Here is a 17,065-nt window from a genome sequence, read left to right on the forward strand (position 1 = left end):
GGCATCCGAAAACTCACAAAAAAACAAAACAAATTTCCCTGACGATGCTTTTTTTCCAAAAAGAATGGCGGTTGTCAGGGATTGCTTACTTTGAACAAAGGCGGTAGATGCATGAGTAAACGGGAAGTTCAGGCCTCGGTCAAGGATGAACGCCTTGTGCAGAAGCGACGTGATCAAATGATCAAAGGGGCTGTGCAGCTATTTAAAGAAAAGGGATTTCACCGAACAACCACAAGGGAGATTGCCAAGGCGGCTGGGTTCAGCATCGGTACATTGTACGAATATATTCGGACCAAGGAGGACGTCCTGTACCTTGTTTGTGACAGTATTTATGATCACGTCAGCGAGCGCCTGCAGCAGGATCTTGAGCTCAAGCAGGGGACATTGGAAAGTCTGAAACTTGGGGTGGCCAATTTTTTCCAAGTAATGGATGAGATGCAGGCCGAGGTGCTGGTCATGTATCAGGAAGTGAAATCACTGTCAAAGGATGCCTTGCCCTATGTATTAAAAAAGGAAATGGAAATGGTCGGCATGTTTGCAGACCTGCTGCAAAAATGTGTCGAAAACGGTGAATTGGAATTAACAGAGCCACAAATTCAAATCATTGCCCACAATATTTTCGTCCAGGGGCAAATGTGGGGCTTCCGCCGCTGGGCCTTACGAAAGTTATTTACGCTTGATGAATATATTGAACGGCAGACAGAACTGTTGCTGGCCGGTTTACGTCAGTTTCAACCAAAAGGGGGAGCAGGATGAAAAAATATCAGCCGAAACACCATATCCGCTTTGTAACGGCGTCAAGCCTGTTTGACGGCCATGATGCCTCCATCAATATTATGCGGCGCATTCTTCAATCGAGTGGTGCAGAGGTCATTCACCTCGGTCATAACCGTTCGGTTGAGGAGGTTGTCAATGCCGCGATTCAAGAGGATGTTCAGGGAATTGCGATTTCCTCGTATCAAGGCGGCCATGTTGAGTATTTTAAATACATGTATGACTTATTGCAGGAAAAAGGTGCGCCGCACATCCGCATCTACGGCGGCGGGGGCGGTGTGATCATTCCAAAAGAAATCAAGGAATTGCATGATTACGGGATCGCCCGGATCTTTTCGCCGGATGACGGCCGCGAAATGGGTCTCCAGGGGATGATTGACCTGATGATCGAGGAATGTGATTTTTCCACGGTCAGCGGCGACGTTTCTGAGGAGATTGAAAAGTTACCGACTGGCGATGTTAATGCGATTGCCAAACTGATTACCTTAGCTGAGCTGCATGTTGAGCAAAATGCCGAAGCCGCCAGTACGCTGGAAAAAGTGAAGCAGCTTGAGAAGGCCGTCCCGGTTGTTGGCATTACCGGAACCGGCGGCGCTGGAAAAAGCTCACTCACAGATGAGTTAATCCGCCGCTTTCTCAATGAATTCCCAGGGAAAAAGGTAGCGATTCTGTCGGTTGACCCGACGAAACAAAAAACTGGCGGCGCGCTGCTTGGCGACCGGATCCGGATGAATGCGATTTTTTCACCCAATGTGTATATGCGGAGTCTGGCTACAAGGGCATCAAGAAGCGAATTGTCACTGGCAATTCAAGATGCCGTCGCGGTGGTGAAAGCCGCCGGCTTTGACCTGATCGTCGTGGAAACGAGCGGCATTGGCCAAGGAGATGCGGCCATCACGGAAATCTGCGATGTATCGATGTATGTGATGACCAGTGAGTTTGGCGCACCGTCACAGCTGGAAAAAATCGATATGATCGACTTTGCCGATTTGATTGTGATCAATAAATTCGAGCGCAAAGGTTCGGAGGATGCCAAGAACCAAGTGCAAAAGCAATACCAGCGCAGCCACATGCTGTTTGAAAAGGATCTGTCGGAAATGCCGGTGTATGGCACGATTGCCAGTCAGTTCCACGATCCGGGGACAAACGCCCTGTTTGCCGCGCTGATTGAAAAAATCAATGAAAAAGCGGGAACTGATTGGGTGACTACTTTTAGCAAGAATGCTGCTGTTGAAAAACAAAATGTGATCATTCCAGCGGAACGCCGTTATTACTTGCGAGAAATATCCGAGACAGTCCGCCATTATCACAAAAAAGCGGAAGAGCAGGCGAACCTCGCTCGGAAACTGTTCCAGCTTGAAGGAGCGATGGCGGCGGTCAAGGATCAGCCCGAGGTGGTTGCCGCCTTGGAGGCCGTCAAGCAGGAAACCGAAGCAAAGCTCTCGCCGGAGTCGAAAAAGATTCTTGACGGCTGGGAAGCGACCAAGGCTGCTTACAGCGGTGACCAGTTTGTCACGAGAATCCGCGATAAAGAAATTATGACCGTGTTAAAAACAAAAAGCTTATCCGGTCTTGATATTCCTAAGGTGGCGTTGCCGAAATATAAGGATTATGGTGAAATCCTCCGCTGGGTGTATCGCGAAAATGTTCCCGGCTCGTTCCCGTATACAGCAGGGGTTTTTCCGTTTAAGCGCGAGGGCGAGGACCCGAAACGCCAATTTGCCGGCGAAGGGACACCGGAACGGACGAACCGCCGTTTCCATTATTTATCAAAGGATGACCCGGCTAAGCGCTAGAGCACGGCCTTTGATTCGGTCACCCTTTACGGAGAGGATCCGGATTACCGCCCGGATATTTACGGGAAGGTCGGCGAGAGCGGTGTCAGCGTTTGTACGCTGGATGATATGAAAAAACTGTATGACGGCTTTGATCTCTGCCACCCGTCGACATCGGTTTCGATGACGATAAACGGACCGGCGCCGATTATTTTGGCGATGTTTATGAATACGGCGATCGATCAGCAGGTGAAGAAGAAAGAGGCCGAGCTGGGCCGGTGTCTGACCGTCGAGGAGTTTAACGACGTCAAGGCCTATACGCTAAGAACCGTCCGCGGTACCGTCCAGGCTGATATTTTAAAAGAGGACCAAGGCCAAAATACCTGCATTTTTTCGACCGAATTTGCACTGCGGATGATGGGCGATATTCAGCAGTACTTTATTGACCACCAGGTGCGCAATTATTATTCAGTGTCGATTTCCGGCTACCATATTGCTGAAGCGGGGGCGAACCCGATTTCGCAGCTGGCATTTACGCTGGCCAACGGTTTTACGTATGTTGAGTATTATTTAAGCCGCGGTATGGATATTGATGATTTTGCGCCGAATCTGTCGTTCTTCTTCTCGAACGGTCTCGATCCGGAGTATACCGTGATCGGAAGGGTGGCGCGGCGCATTTGGGCCACGGTGATGCGCGAAAAATACGGCGCCAATGAGCGGAGCCAGAAGCTGAAGTACCATGTGCAGACATCGGGTCGCTCGCTGCACGCCCAGGAAATTGATTTTAACGATATCCGGACCACGTTGCAGGCGTTGATGGCGCTGCATGATAACTGTAACTCGCTGCACACCAATGCCTATGACGAGGCGATTACCACACCAACGGAGGAATCGGTGCGCCGGGCGATGGCAATTCAGCTGATTATCACGAAGGAGCACGGCTTAACCAAAAATGAAAATCCGCTCCAAGGGTCGTTTATTATCGAGGAGTTGACCGACCTTGTCGAGGAAGCGGTGCTGCAGGAATTTGACCGCCTGAATGACCGCGGCGGTGTCCTCGGGGCGATGGAAACCCAGTACCAGCGCGGAAAAATTCAGGAAGAGTCAATGTATTATGAAATGAAAAAGCATAGCGGGGAACTGCCAATCATCGGCGTTAATACCTATTTGAACCCGAATCCGCTGGCTGCGGAAGAGATTGATAAGATGGAGTTGGCCAGAGCCACGAAGGAAGAAAAGGAGCTGCAGATTCATAATTTACGTGCCTTCCAGGAAAAACATGCTTCTGATGCCCCGGCAGCGTTGAACCGGTTGAAGGAGACAGCGGTGACGGGCGGCAATATTTTTGCGGAATTAATGGAAACCGTCAAGGTCGCCAGCCTTGGCCAGATTTCCCGGGCCCTTTATGAGGTCGGCGGGCAGTACCGCCGGAATATGTAGGAGGCGCGGCACACCAGCTTTTATCAAGCGAGCGGGATGATAAAATAGATAGAAAAATAGAAGCGATAACGGTTAAAATTTTTTCATAAAAATACAATGGTGTTAAAAGCCATTGTATTTTTATGTTAAAATGTCATATAGAATGATAAACTAAGCGGACAAACATCCATGGGTATGGCAGGTGGTCAACGTATGAAGCTCAGTCACATGATTATTATTTTACTTGTTTTTGCCTGGCCATTGTATTACTTGTACGAACGGCAATTAGGAGCGATTTCTTTTCTATTGTTGGCCATTTTCTTTCTGGTGGTTTCGATCAAAGAATACAAAAAGTTTCGCGAACAAAAAGAAAAGGAAGGCGAGTAAAATTTTCGTACAAACTGCGGTTTGAACTAGCATAAACAGAGGGAATTTGTTTATAATGGTGAATATGCATTTGGGTAAATATTTAAATAATGCCGTGTTAAATAGAGAAAGGAAGTGCTGTACTTGAGTCTAGCACAATACTCAAAAGAGGAGTTATTAGAGTTATCCCTCATCGAAATGGCGTATGAATTTTTAAAAGACAGCAAACAGCCGATTTCGTTTCTTGACTTAGTCAAGGAAATTTCGGCAGCTGCCGGTATTTCTGAACAAGAAATGCGGTCTCGTCTGTCACAATTTTACACAGACATCAATGTCGACGGCCGGTTTCTTTCATTAGGTGAAAACCGCTGGGGACTTCGGGTTTGGTATCCTGTTGATACACAGGAAGAAGAAGTGGTGACCGTGGTGAAGCCGAGGAAGAAGAAGGCGAAGAAGGTTGTCGATGACGAAGATCTGGATGTTTACGATGAAATCGATGACGAGGACTATGATGACATTGATGAATTCGATGATGAAGATTTGGTCGAAGACGACGAAGATTTTGATGACATCGATAGTGTTGATGATTTTGACGAAGACGAAGAAATATTGGATGATGATGAAGCCTTCGACCTCGATGAGGATGAAGAAATTGATGAAGAACTCGAGCTTGATGATGAAGAGTTGGAAGAAGAGGAAGAGGAGGAAGACCTGTAATTTTTTTGCCTTGACTTTTCTCACGTCAACTTGTATTATCTTGTTTGGGCTCCTTAAAAAAGGACAATTCGTATTTATCAACAATACGCTCCCTTACAATATGTAAAGTGGAGCGTTTTTTTATGGGAAAAACTCCGTTTTCGTGGGGTTTTTTCATTTTACACGAGCGGAAAAGGTTTTTTTCGAAAAATGCCCTTTAACAATTTAAATTATGTACAAACTGTAACAGAGGGGGAATTTGTATGACAAAGTATATTTTTGTAACCGGCGGTGTTGTCTCATCGCTTGGAAAAGGAATTACGGCGGCTTCCTTAGGCAGATTATTGAAAAATCGGGGGTTAAGTGTCACGATTCAAAAATTTGACCCATACATCAATGTCGATCCGGGAACGATGAGCCCGTATCAGCATGGTGAGGTGTTTGTCACTGATGACGGCGCGGAAACCGATTTGGATTTGGGCCACTATGAGCGCTTTATCGATATTAATTTAAACAAATATTCTAACGTGACAACAGGAAAAATCTACTCTTCGGTATTGCACAAAGAGCGCCGCGGCGACTATTTAGGGGCAACCGTTCAAGTGATTCCGCATATTACCAATGAAATCAAGGACCGTGTCTTCCGCGCCGGCAGGGAAACAAATGCCGATGTCGTGATTACCGAAATTGGCGGAACTGTCGGTGACATCGAGTCGCTGCCGTTTCTAGAGGCAATTCGCCAAATCAAGAGCGATATCGGCCGTGACAATGTGATGTACATCCACTGTACGCTCGTTCCTTATATTAAAGCTGCCGGCGAGATGAAGACGAAGCCAACCCAGCACAGTGTCAAGGAATTGCGCAGCCTCGGAATTCAGCCAAATATTATCGTCGTCCGCACGGAAATGGAGATTTCGCAGGATATGAAGGATAAAATTGCTCTGTTCTGTGATATTGATGCTCGTTCTGTTATCGAATGCCGCGATGCCGACACCTTGTATTCGATCCCGCTTGCGCTGCAGGAGCAGCATATGGATCAAATTGTCTGTGACCACTTGAAATTAGTCACCCAAGACCCTGACATGACGGAATGGAAGGCCTTGGCTGATAAGGTACTAAAGTTGTCAGGAAAAACCCGTATTGGTCTTGTCGGGAAATATGTTGAGCTCCAAGATGCTTATATTTCCGTAGTTGAGGCTTTGAAGCACGCCGGTTATGCGTTTGATGCTGATGTCGAAGTGAAATGGATCAATTCCGAGGACGTAACCCGTGAAAATGTGGCCGAACTACTGAACGATGTTGATGGCGTTCTCGTTCCCGGCGGTTTTGGCGACCGTGGCATTGAAGGGAAAATTGAAGCGACCCGCTATGCCCGCGAGATGAAGAAACCGTTTCTGGGGATCTGTCTCGGAATGCAGCTGGCGACGATTGAGTTTGCCCGTAATGTGCTAGGCTATCATGATGCTCATTCTTCCGAATTTGTTCCGGATACCAAGCATCCGCTGATCGATCTGCTGCCGGAGCAAAAGGATGTCGAGAATATGGGTGGAACGTTGCGTTTGGGCCTTTATCCATGCCGCCTGGCTGAGGGCACAAAGGCATTTGCCGCCTATGGTGAAAAAGTGGTATATGAGCGCCACCGCCATCGATATGAATTTAACAATCACTATCGTCAAGAGATGGAAGAGGCCGGCTTTGTATTTTCAGGAACCAGCCCGGACGGCCGTTTGGTGGAAATCATCGAGCTGAAAGATCATCCGTGGTTTGTTGCCTCCCAGTTCCATCCGGAGTTCGTCTCCAGACCAACGCGTCCGCAGCCGCTATTCCGTGAATTTATTCATGCAACAATTAGTGGAAAATAAGATTTGAATATCGGCCAGTTCCCCTCATTATGGGGGAACCGGCTTTTTTTGAAGGAATTTATTTTTTGGAAAAATTGGAAATATAATTAGTGTAGATATCCGCCGAAAAAGTGTAGATATTTTTGTCACAATAGATAAAACAGGTCTTGAAGATGCCGCAAGATGTCAAAGTATTTAGACTGGCAGACTTGGGGCAGATCTACTTGCTCGAAATTAGGAAAAATAACTTTTTCGGCCAACTAGAACCGGTCTACTTGCCTAAAATTAGAAAAAATAACTTATTGGGTAAGCTAGAAGCAGTCTACTTACTTGAAATCGGGAAAAATAACAATTTGGGTCAACTAGAACCGGTCTACTTGCCCGAAATTAGAAAAAATAACTTATTGGGTAAGCTAGAAGCAGTCTACTTGCCCGAAATCAGGAAAAATAACTGTTTCAGTCAACTAGAGGAGGTCTACTTGCCTGAAATTAAGAAAAAAGCGCTAATTGGGTTAATAAGAGCGGCCCTACTTGCCTGAAATCAAGGGGAACCCCCTATTGGGTCAACTAGGGACCAGCTAGATCAAAAAAAAGAACACAATCACAGCTCGTACTCTTCCAAAATCTCATCAATCGTAAATTTTAAACCGTAATAAGCATATAGCCCGGCCATCGCCGCCGGATAACCGACCCGTCCGCCAAATTCATCGGGAATCAGGCCCATCTTCAGCCCTAAATCGATATGCACATCCGCTATTTCAGCCAGCCCGCTGTAGCCCTCTGCGTCCAGCACCGTCGAAACAGCAACAAACGGGATGTTTTTTCCTTGAAGCTCCCCGGCAACACGCAAGGCCGCTTCATCAGTGGAATTCCGCGAAAAAATAATCACCCTGTCGGCTTCGGTTAACTCCGAAACAGTCGAGTCGTCCAACCGTTTCGCCGAATTCAACGGCTCAGCCCCTTCAAGAGCCTCCAACTCGACCGCTTTCATTTCAGCGACTCCATAAATATAAATCGAGCCGTCGCCGGCAGGCGCCTGTGCGAGCAGACGTGCCCCATCTTCAAAGGAAAATTCCGCTGTATCAGCAATCCTTTTAAATAAACCAGTTAGCTGGGTAGTAAACATTTTTAACATAAAAATCCTCCTTCATTTGCTATCTGAATTATAAGCTTTCCTCCTATAAAAGAAAAACAGACAGCAATTCCTCAAAATAAATGATCACATGACAGAAATTAGCAGGAATTCTTTCAGACAAAGTAGAATAATAGCATGTATAATGGGGGATTTAAAGGTTTTATCTTAGTAAATTGGGGAGAGGTGGAAGGATGAAAGGGAATATTTTAATTGTCGACGATCAATTTGGTATTCGGATCTTGCTAAATGAGGTACTTCAAAAGGAAGGATACAAAACGTTTCAAGCAGCAAATGGAGTTCAGGCGCTTGATATCGTGACCAAGCATGCCCCGGATCTTGTCCTCTTGGACATGAAAATACCAGGGATGGACGGGATTGAAATTTTAAAACGAATGAAGGTTATCGATCCGGACATTCGTGTGATCATCATGACCGCCTATGGTGAGCTGGATATGATCCAGGAAGCAAAAGATCTGGGCGCCATTACCCATTTTGCCAAACCATTTGACATTGATGATATCCGTACAGCCGTAAGGAAATATATCCAGCAAAAAGCAAACTAGGATTCCAAATTTAAGTGGATCCGCTTTCATTATGACAGTTTGAAAAACTGTGCCCGATGAATGGTATTTCTGTTTTTGATTTGATATGATACATATGACTTTTAATTGGCGATGTACGGTTCTCAATACATAATTGACAATTTAGTAGGAAACCATTTAAATGAACTACTCAATTGAGAAGGGACATCGACCTAATTTAAGGAGGAATCATAATGCCTTTAGTTTCAATGACAGAAATGCTGAAAAAAGCAAAAGCGGAAGGCTATGCTGTTGGGCAGTTTAACATTAATAACCTGGAATATACCCAGGCGATTCTGCAAGCAGCAGAGGCAGAAAAATCACCGGTTATTCTTGGTGTCTCTGAGGGTGCAGGCCGTTATATAGGCGGTTTCAAAACCGTTGTAAAAATGGTTGAAGGATTAATGGAGGATTATAAAATTACTGTTCCTGTGGCGATTCACCTTGACCATGGTTCAAGCTTTGAAAAATGTAAAGAAGCGGTTGATGCTGGCTTTACTTCTGTAATGATCGATGCTTCGCACCACCCTTTTGAAGAAAACGTCGAGATTACCTCAAAGGTAGTAGAATATGCTCATGCCAAAGGAGTTTCCGTTGAAGCAGAACTTGGCACTGTCGGCGGACAAGAAGACGATGTAGTCGGTGAAGGCATCATTTATGCTGATCCTAACGAATGTAACGAGCTGGTTAAGCGAACTGGCATTGACTGCTTGGCTCCTGCATTAGGCTCTGTTCATGGTCCTTACAAAGGCGAGCCAAAACTGGGCTTCAAAGAGATGGAGGAAATCGGCAATATCACCGGTGTGCCATTAGTCCTTCATGGTGGTACCGGAATTCCGACAAAAGACATTCAAAAAGCGATTTCACTTGGGACAGCAAAAATTAACGTCAATACTGAAAACCAAATTGCTTCGGCAAAAACAGTTCGCGAAGTGTTGGCGGCCAATCCAGAGATGTATGATCCACGTAAATACTTAGGACCTGCACGCGAAACGATTAAAGAAACCGTTATTGGCAAAATTCGCGAGTTTGGCTCCTCACAAAAAGCGTAATTGTTGGTGTCAGGCACCATTATAAAAAGCGAACCGCCCTATTTAAAAAGGGCGGTTTCCGTGTGTTCGAAAGTTTTACCTTTCATTTCAATAAAAAAAATTGGAGGGAATGTCATGAAATTTTTTATTGATACAGCTAATTTGGATGAAATACGCGAGGCTCATGAACTTGGCCTGCTTGCCGGAGTAACGACTAATCCTTCACTGGTAGCGAAAGAAAAAGGCGTTTCGTTCCACCAGCGGTTAAAGGAAATTACCAGCCTCGTACCAGGCTCCGTCAGCGCCGAAGTGATTGCACTGGATGCCGAAGGAATGATTAAAGAAGGACGCGAATTGGCGGCGATCGCTCCAAATATTACCGTAAAAGTTCCGATGACGCCGGACGGGTTAAAGGCAGTTCATGCCTTGTCCCAAGAAGGCATCAAAACAAATGTAACGTTAATTTTTAACGCCAACCAGGCACTTTTGGCAGCAAGAGCAGGGGCAACCTATGTCTCCCCATTCCTTGGTCGATTGGATGATATTGGGCAAAACGGCTTGGATCTGATTTCCACTATTTCCGAAATTTTCGCGATCCATGGAATTGAGACGGAAATCATCGCTGCTTCGATCCGCCACCCAATGCATGTCACCGAAGCGGCATTGCGCGGAGCCCACATTGCGACCATTCCGTACAAAGTATTAATGAGCTTGACGAAGCATCCATTGACAGATAAAGGAATTGAGGCCTTCTTAAAAGACTGGAATTCCCGGACAGAGGCCTAAAAAAGTACCGCTTTTTCCATTTTCGCGAAATTTTTTTCAGATTGATACATGAAAATGAAATTTTCGTGTAAACTATAAGTTAGACAAACTGTCGGAATTTCGGTATGATGATTGGAAAAATATACCTGAAGCTGTTTAAAACCGGATTTTTTAGCTAATAAGAAAGAATAAGCTTTCTTAAGCATACATGTAACTGCGCTTCTGGCTTCGCCCTGAGGGGCTCGCCAGTCGACTAGTGTACTAAAAAATGGGGTTCTAAACGCTGTAAGCCTGTAACAATCTGTTTTATATAGGCTTAGAAGGGAGTCGAAAATGGAAAAGCTTAAAATTGCGGGCGGATATTCGTTAAAAGGAACCGTGCGTGTCAGCGGTGCTAAAAATAGTGCCGTTGCACTCATACCCGCCACTATTTTAGCAGAATCACCGGTAACGATTGAAGGGCTGCCACATATTTCTGATGTGGAAATCTTGAAAGACCTGCTCGAAGAGATTGGCGGAAGGGTAAATATTAACAGCGAAGAAATGACGGTGGACCCTTCCACGATGATTTCCATGCCGCTGCCAAATGGCAAGGTCAAAAAGCTGCGTGCCTCCTACTATCTTATGGGTGCGATGCTCGGCCGTTTCAAAAAGGCGGTCATTGGTCTGCCCGGGGGCTGTCATTTAGGACCGCGTCCCATCGATCAGCATATTAAAGGCTTCGAAGCCCTTGGTGCTCAAGTGACCAATGAACAGGGGGCAATTTATCTGCGGGCTGATGAGCTTCATGGCGCCCGGATTTACCTTGACGTTGTCAGTGTTGGCGCGACGATTAATATCATGCTGGCGGCGGTCCGGGCAAAAGGCCGGACGGTGATTGAAAATGCTGCCAAGGAACCGGAAATTATTGATGTTGCTACCCTGCTGACGAATATGGGGGCGAAAATTAAAGGAGCCGGAACCGATGTCATCCGCATTGAAGGGGTTGAAACCTTGAACGGCTGCCGTCATACCATCATTCCCGACCGGATTGAAGCAGGTACATATATGATCCTTGCGGCAGCCATGGGCGAGGGTGTGATCATTGATAATGTCATTCCTCTCCATTTGGAATCGGTGATTGCCAAACTGCGTGAAATGGGCGTCTTCGTGGAATCAGGCGATGATCAAATCTTTGTCAAAACAGTGCCGAATTTAAAAGCGGTTGATATTAAAACGCTCGTATATCCGGGATTTCCCACTGATCTGCAGCAGCCGTTTACCACGCTGTTAACGCGTGCTGCCGGATCGAGCGTAGTTACCGATACGATTTATGGTGCCCGTTTTAAACATATTGATGAGCTCCGAAGAATGAATGCCAATATTAAGGTCGAGGGACGATCGGCGATCATCAATGGTCCCATTCAGCTGCAAGGGGCTAAGGTGAAGGCCAGTGACCTTCGGGCCGGGGCGTCACTATTCATTGCCGGACTCATGGCTGAAGGAATTACCGAAGTGACCGGACTTGAGCACATCGACCGCGGCTACAGCGACCTGGTAGAAAAATTGAACGGTCTCGGTGCCACGGTATGGCGGGAAGCTTTGACAAAAGATGAGCTGGAACACATGAAAAATATTTAGTCAAGCGGAAGCGATCGGCTAAAGCGGCGGATATCTTACCGCTATAGCTGAAGCTAACGCTTTTTGGCATGCATGCCGATAGATTGCTAACGCTTTCTTCAGAAAAACACATAGACAGAGCATGTTCAACAAACCTCTTTTTGACGAAAAGAGAAAAAATGGGAGATGGAAAAGCGATGGAAAGAAGTTTGACGATGGAGCTAGTCCGGGTGACGGAAGGGGCTGCTTTGGCCTCTGCACGCTGGATGGGACGGGGAAAAAGGACGAAGCCGATGATGCCGCAACAACGGCGATGCGGAATGTCTTTGATACGGTGCCGATGAAAGGAACGGTTGTAATTGGCGAAGGGGAAATGGATGAAGCCCCGATGCTCTATATTGGCGAAAAGCTGGGAACCGGCTATGGACCGCGTGTCGATGTTGCCGTAGACCCGCTTGAAGGCACCAATATTTTAGCCTCCGGCGGCTGGAACGCCCTGGCTGTTCTTGCCGTTGCCGATCATGGGAATTTACTGCATGCTCCGGATATGTATATGGAAAAAATTGCTGTTGGACCGGAAGCGGTAGGCCTGGTGGATATTAACGCCCCTATCCTGGATAACTTAAAGGCTGTTGCCAAGGCAAAAAATAAAGATATCGAAGACGTCGTGGCCACGGTTTTAAACCGTCCGCGTCATGAGCATATTATTGCCCAGCTTCGTGAAGCCGGTGCGAGGATTAAATTGATCAATGACGGTGATGTCGCCGCAGCGATTAACACGGCGTTTGACAATACCGGTGTTGACATTTTATTCGGCACTGGCGGCGCGCCAGAGGGTGTCCTTTCAGCCGTCGCATTAAAATGTCTTGGTGGCGAACTGATGGGCAAACTAATCCCACAAAATGATGCGGAACTGGAACGCTGCAACAAAATGGGCTTGGATGTCAACAAAGTATTGCGCATGGAAGACCTGGTGAAAGGCGACGATGCCATTTTTGCCGCCACTGGTGTAACCGACGGCGAACTATTGCGCGGTGTCCAATTCAAAGCATCCTTCGCTTCGACACATTCTATCGTCATGCGGGCTAAGTCAGGAACCGTCCGCTTCATCGAAGGGCGCCACAGCTTAAAGAAAAAACCAAATTTAGTGCTCTAAGACGATTAGGTGTCAGGCAGCCATTTTGGTGCCTGACACCGATTAAAAATAAATAATAGACTCCGATTTCTCCCAGGGAGAACTCCTTCCAGATCTAAAAATTCCATTGATTAACATAAAGCCTGTTCGCATCGGCCAAAGGGATGAACCCTTAGTATTAAAGGATTTTGGCTTTGTCAAAAATATAGTTGATTAATAATTAGCTAAGAGGGTAAAATAGAAATTGTTTTATACATTATGCATAATTTCTGCAAATCTATTCATTTCATTTTTAACTTCTATTCTAATTCCTCTTTTTTTAATAAAACCATCTCCCGCTCTTTTGCGGTAAGGACGGAAAAATTTAAAAGCGTGGTGTACACATGGATTTAACAATTTCAAGTTTAGAAAATATGAAGCTGAAGGAGCTTTACGAGCTGGCCCGCGAATATAAGGTGACCTATTACAGCAAGCTAACGAAAAAAGAACTAATATTCGCGATTTTAAAATCTCGTGCTGAACAACAGGGGTATTTCTTCATGGAAGGCGTCCTGGAAATCATCCAATCGGAAGGGTTCGGTTTTCTGCGTCCGATTAATTATTCGCCAAGTTCGGAGGACATTTATATTTCTGCCTCGCAGATCCGCCGCTTTGATCTTCGCAACGGCGACAAAGTGTCCGGAAAGGTACGTCCGCCGAAGGAAAATGAACGTTATTTTGGCTTGCTGCACGTTGAAGCGGTTAACGGCGAGGATCCGGAATCTGCCAAAGAACGCGTCTATTTTCCGGCGTTAACACCGTTATATCCAAACCGAATGATGCGTCTGGAAACATCGCAAAAAAATCTTTCCACGAGAATCATGGATTTGGTGGCCCCGGTCGGGTTTGGCCAGCGCGGCTTAATTGTGGCCCCGCCAAAAGCCGGTAAAACGATGTTGCTGAAGGAAATTGCCAACAGCATTACGACCAACCATCCGGAAGTGGAATTAATCGTCCTATTGATCGATGAACGTCCGGAGGAGGTCACCGATATTGAGCGCTCCGTTGCTGGCGATGTCGTCAGCTCGACGTTTGATGAAGTACCGGAAAATCATATCAAAGTTGCCGAATTGGTACTTGATCGGGCGATGCGTCTGGTCGAGCATAAACGCGATGTCGTCATTCTCATGGATAGTATTACCCGTCTTGCCCGTGCCTATAACTTAGTGATTCCGCCAAGCGGCCGGACCCTTTCCGGTGGTATCGACCCAGCAGCCTTCCACCGTCCGAAGCGGTTTTTCGGGGCAGCCCGGAACATCGAAGAAGGCGGCAGCTTGACGATTTTAGCAACAGCTCTTGTTGACACTGGTTCACGGATGGATGACGTTATTTATGAGGAATTTAAAGGGACAGGCAATATGGAGCTGCATCTGGACCGTTCGCTTGCCGAACGCCGCGTCTTCCCGGCAATTGATATCCGCCGCTCCGGTACCCGTAAAGAAGAATTGCTGATTCCAAAGGATCATTTGGACAAACTATGGGCCATTCGCAGGTCGATGTCCGATTCGCCGGATTTTGCCGAGCGTTTCTTAAAAAAATTGCGGCAGACAAAATCAAATCAGGAATTTTTTGAACAATTGGATATGGAGCTCAAAGCACGTCGCTCGTAAGCCTGTTTTTCACACCGGAACTGGTTCATCTTTTAAAAAAATAATTGCTGTACCTAAAAATCCCAGCTTGCAAAAGTGGTAATGCGTTGGTATAATAGCATCAGTGTGTTTATAGTCACTTAAGTGCCTGTTTTAGACAAGCACGTTGTTCGATAACTCTGTTTCAGAATGATTCAGGGCGGAAGGAGATGAAAAGAATGAAAGCAGGAATTCATCCTAATTATAAAAAAGTAATGGTGACTTGCGCTTGCGGCAACACTTTCGAAAGCGGATCAGTAAAAGAATCCATCCGTGTTGAAACTTGCTCTGAGTGCCATCCGTTCTATACAGGTCGTCAAAAATTCGCAGAAGCTGGCGGACGTGTTGATCGCTTCAACAAGAGATATGGCCTTAAGCAAAAGTAATGATGCAAAAAAACAGGCAAGAAGAAATTTGACTTGCCTGTTTTTTATTGGAAAAACTATTGTTCACTAAAATGAAATTTAAGATTAGGGTTCGTAACAGGAAGGAGACGCCATTTATGTATGTGATGAAGCAAAGTGGCTGGGTTGAGGTTATCTGTGGCAGTATGTTTTCTGGAAAATCGGAGGAATTGATTCGCCGTGTTCGCCGTGCGCAATTTGCCAAACAAAAAATTGCTGTATTTAAACCAAAAATTGATAATCGCTATAGCGAACAATCCGTTGTATCCCATAATGGTTCTTCCTTTCATGCGAAGCCAATTTCCCATTCTATCGAAATTTTACACCATGTCGAGGCTGATATGGACATCATTGCGATCGATGAGGTTCAGTTTTTTGATGAAGGCATTGTCCGCGTCGTGCAGCAGCTGGCAGATCGTGGTCATCGGGTGATCATTGCCGGGCTTGATCAGGATTTCCGCGGCGAGCCATTCGGCTCGATGCCGATGCTAATGGCGATTGCCGAGTCAGTTACCAAGCTGCAGGCCGTTTGTGCTGTTTGCGGTTCGCCCGCCAGTCGGACACAACGGCTGATTAACGGCCGTCCGGCATCCTACCATGATCCGGTTATCTTAGTGGGAGCCGCTGAAAAATATGAACCACGCTGCCGTCATCACCACGAAGTGCCGAAAACCGCAGTTTACGAAGCGAGTGCAGACGCCGCCGGTTCAGGTGTCTGATTTATTTGCGAAAAAAACTGTCCAAGATATGTGTCTTGGGCAGTTTTTTTATACGGATTATCACAGATTTTATGCCGATTTTTAGGTCCACTAAAGGGGTTTTGCCAGTATTCGCTGCAAATTGGATGGTAAAAGGGGGAAAGGTACCGGTAAAGTCTCAAAATCCGTCGGTAACCACCTTCAAACTGCGACAACCAATAAAGGCCTCCCGTTGCCAACTTAACCATCCTGTTGGAAACAATTCACATGTACAGTTCCAGCCATGACTAGGGCAAGATAATAGCAATGGGAGGTGTACAACATGAAAAAATGGCTGTTTCCTACGTTCATCATGCTATTAATGTTCACAGCCGGATGTCAAAACGCCAATCGCAGCGCCGATGATACCGCCTACGATTTACGCAAAGATAACAGTCCGCCCAATTATATGTCAAACCGCTCCGAAACCCGAAATCATAACCCGGATTTCGTCGCCAACCGCGGCAAGAACGAGCAGCACCTGGTCGAAAACGACATCACCAACCAAAACCCGAATTTCCTTGATTTGGACCGAACCGGCAGCGGCGGTGAAGCTGGTGCCGGTAACCAGGGCAATGATCTTAACAAAGCGAAGGCTGTGATTGCCGCAACCGATGAGTTCGTCCCCGATTCTATCTGGATTAATGGCGACCGGATGTGGGTGTCCGTTTATAAAAAAGGAATGTTGTCCGACCGCGGGAAAATTGCCGCCGAAGCCCGCCTCCACAAAAAACTGATCAAAGCCCTGCCGCGATACCATATCGAAGTCCGGGTAAATGAAGATAGAAGATAGCATGCTCTGAAATCAGGGCATGTTTTTTATTATGTGTTTTGCATTGTTGGGTGTTCAGCATATACCCTGTAATTATTATGTTTCGCATATTAAGAAATTTTCAAAATAATCATATCTTGTACCTCTATCATTGGTATAATTTCTATTTTTATTAAGATCAATTCATATGTCTAAAGTATAGAGCATGATAATCATTTATAGTTGACCTAATATTATAATTGACCCTGTTTAACATAATTGGTATAATATGGTTGATATATCAGTTTTATAGATTTGGCCAAATCTAATAATGTTTTAATATAGAAGATTAACCAAAAATAATAGAAATAATACGAGGTGAGTATAGG

The 17,065-nt window shown here is 46.0% G+C and carries 14 protein-coding genes and 2 pseudogenes; 15 read left to right on the forward strand and 1 reads right to left on the reverse strand.

Translation table 11 applies throughout. The features are described 5' to 3' along the window. Positions 1-111: 111 nt before the first annotated feature. The 6 genes and pseudogenes from RCG24_RS17775 to RCG24_RS17800 all read left to right on the forward strand — a co-directional run bounded on the left by RCG24_RS17775 (position 112) and on the right by RCG24_RS17800 (position 7,410). A complete protein-coding gene (locus RCG24_RS17775; RefSeq protein WP_202654432.1) occupies positions 112-756 on the forward strand; it encodes a TetR/AcrR family transcriptional regulator in 645 nt (214 codons plus the stop codon). Beyond that, positions 753-3,989 (forward strand): annotated as a pseudogene (gene icmF / locus RCG24_RS17780) (fused isobutyryl-CoA mutase/GTPase IcmF). The gene RCG24_RS17775 and the pseudogene icmF overlap by 4 nt, the downstream one beginning before the upstream one ends. Before the next feature lie 192 nt (positions 3,990-4,181). After that, the gene (locus tag RCG24_RS17785) at positions 4,182-4,355 is read left to right on the forward strand and encodes a hypothetical protein (protein WP_202654430.1); all 174 of its coding nucleotides are present in this window, start codon (positions 4,182-4,184) and stop codon (positions 4,353-4,355) included. A 114-nt stretch (positions 4,356-4,469) separates the two neighbouring features. Next, positions 4,470-5,051 carry a DNA-directed RNA polymerase subunit delta gene (gene rpoE, locus RCG24_RS17790; RefSeq protein WP_308077617.1) on the forward strand — a complete coding sequence of 194 codons (582 nt, stop codon included), beginning with the start codon at positions 4,470-4,472 and terminating at the stop codon, positions 5,049-5,051. Between the two features lie 242 nt (positions 5,052-5,293). After that, entirely contained in the window at positions 5,294-6,892 is a 1,599-nt protein-coding gene (locus RCG24_RS17795) for a CTP synthase (RefSeq protein ID WP_202654428.1), read from the forward strand. A gap of 146 nt (positions 6,893-7,038) precedes the next feature. After that, a complete protein-coding gene (locus RCG24_RS17800; protein ID WP_308077618.1) occupies positions 7,039-7,410 on the forward strand; it encodes a hypothetical protein in 372 nt (123 codons plus the stop codon). 62 nt (positions 7,411-7,472) lie between these two features. Here RCG24_RS17800 and RCG24_RS17805 read toward each other — a convergent pair whose 3' ends face one another. Beyond that, positions 7,473-8,006 (reverse strand): DUF2529 domain-containing protein, encoded by a 534-nt coding sequence (locus tag RCG24_RS17805; RefSeq protein ID WP_202654427.1) that lies wholly within the window; start codon positions 8,004-8,006, stop codon positions 7,473-7,475. A 191-nt stretch (positions 8,007-8,197) separates the two neighbouring features. On the opposite strand from RCG24_RS17805, the gene RCG24_RS17810 reads away from it, so the two are divergent. The 9 genes and pseudogenes from RCG24_RS17810 to RCG24_RS17850 all read left to right on the forward strand — a co-directional run bounded on the left by RCG24_RS17810 (position 8,198) and on the right by RCG24_RS17850 (position 16,718). Beyond that, positions 8,198-8,569, forward strand: coding sequence for a response regulator (locus RCG24_RS17810; RefSeq protein ID WP_202654426.1), 372 nt, complete (start codon positions 8,198-8,200; stop codon positions 8,567-8,569). A 212-nt stretch (positions 8,570-8,781) separates the two neighbouring features. Next, positions 8,782-9,639: a class II fructose-bisphosphate aldolase gene (locus RCG24_RS17815; protein WP_202654425.1), complete on the forward strand. Its 858-nt coding sequence runs from the start codon at positions 8,782-8,784 to the stop codon at positions 9,637-9,639. 114 nt (positions 9,640-9,753) lie between these two features. Further along, positions 9,754-10,404 carry a fructose-6-phosphate aldolase gene (gene fsa / locus RCG24_RS17820; RefSeq protein ID WP_308077619.1) on the forward strand — a complete coding sequence of 217 codons (651 nt, stop codon included), beginning with the start codon at positions 9,754-9,756 and terminating at the stop codon, positions 10,402-10,404. A gap of 312 nt (positions 10,405-10,716) precedes the next feature. Next, positions 10,717-12,003: a UDP-N-acetylglucosamine 1-carboxyvinyltransferase gene (locus RCG24_RS17825; protein WP_202654423.1), complete on the forward strand. Its 1,287-nt coding sequence runs from the start codon at positions 10,717-10,719 to the stop codon at positions 12,001-12,003. Positions 12,004-12,179: 176 nt separating this feature from the next. Beyond that, positions 12,180-13,138: pseudogene (glpX, locus tag RCG24_RS17830) on the forward strand (class II fructose-bisphosphatase). A gap of 362 nt (positions 13,139-13,500) precedes the next feature. Then, a complete protein-coding gene (gene rho / locus RCG24_RS17835; protein WP_202654421.1) occupies positions 13,501-14,766 on the forward strand; it encodes a transcription termination factor Rho in 1,266 nt (421 codons plus the stop codon). 197 nt (positions 14,767-14,963) lie between these two features. Then, positions 14,964-15,170, forward strand: coding sequence for a 50S ribosomal protein L31 (gene rpmE / locus RCG24_RS17840; RefSeq protein WP_202654420.1), 207 nt, complete (start codon positions 14,964-14,966; stop codon positions 15,168-15,170). A gap of 116 nt (positions 15,171-15,286) precedes the next feature. After that, positions 15,287-15,907, forward strand: coding sequence for a thymidine kinase (locus tag RCG24_RS17845; protein WP_202654419.1), 621 nt, complete (start codon positions 15,287-15,289; stop codon positions 15,905-15,907). Positions 15,908-16,238: 331 nt separating this feature from the next. Further along, positions 16,239-16,718: a hypothetical protein gene (locus RCG24_RS17850; protein ID WP_308077620.1), complete on the forward strand. Its 480-nt coding sequence runs from the start codon at positions 16,239-16,241 to the stop codon at positions 16,716-16,718. Positions 16,719-17,065 lie beyond the last annotated feature (347 nt).

This window comes from Neobacillus sp. OS1-32 (genome assembly GCF_030915425.1).
Classification (GTDB): Bacteria; Bacillota; Bacilli; order Bacillales; family Cytobacillaceae; genus Neobacillus; species Neobacillus paridis.

Excerpts from the sequence above, each read along its gene's own strand:
- RCG24_RS17805 (WP_202654427.1), bottom strand. The coding sequence starts at position 8,006 with ATGTTAAAAATGTTTACTACCCAGCTAACTGGTTTATTTAAAAGGATT.
- RCG24_RS17845 (WP_202654419.1), top strand. The coding sequence starts at position 15,287 with ATGTATGTGATGAAGCAAAGTGGCTGGGTTGAGGTTATCTGTGGCAGT.
- rpmE (WP_202654420.1), top strand. The coding sequence starts at position 14,964 with ATGAAAGCAGGAATTCATCCTAATTATAAAAAAGTAATGGTGACTTGC.
- RCG24_RS17825 (WP_202654423.1), top strand. The coding sequence starts at position 10,717 with ATGGAAAAGCTTAAAATTGCGGGCGGATATTCGTTAAAAGGAACCGTG.
- RCG24_RS17810 (WP_202654426.1), top strand. The coding sequence starts at position 8,198 with ATGAAAGGGAATATTTTAATTGTCGACGATCAATTTGGTATTCGGATC.
- RCG24_RS17850 (WP_308077620.1), top strand. The coding sequence starts at position 16,239 with ATGCTATTAATGTTCACAGCCGGATGTCAAAACGCCAATCGCAGCGCC.
- RCG24_RS17775 (WP_202654432.1), top strand. The coding sequence starts at position 112 with ATGAGTAAACGGGAAGTTCAGGCCTCGGTCAAGGATGAACGCCTTGTG.
- rho (WP_202654421.1), top strand. The coding sequence starts at position 13,501 with ATGGATTTAACAATTTCAAGTTTAGAAAATATGAAGCTGAAGGAGCTT.
- fsa (WP_308077619.1), top strand. The coding sequence starts at position 9,754 with ATGAAATTTTTTATTGATACAGCTAATTTGGATGAAATACGCGAGGCT.
- RCG24_RS17785 (WP_202654430.1), top strand. The coding sequence starts at position 4,182 with ATGAAGCTCAGTCACATGATTATTATTTTACTTGTTTTTGCCTGGCCA.
- RCG24_RS17795 (WP_202654428.1), top strand. The coding sequence starts at position 5,294 with ATGACAAAGTATATTTTTGTAACCGGCGGTGTTGTCTCATCGCTTGGA.
- RCG24_RS17815 (WP_202654425.1), top strand. The coding sequence starts at position 8,782 with ATGCCTTTAGTTTCAATGACAGAAATGCTGAAAAAAGCAAAAGCGGAA.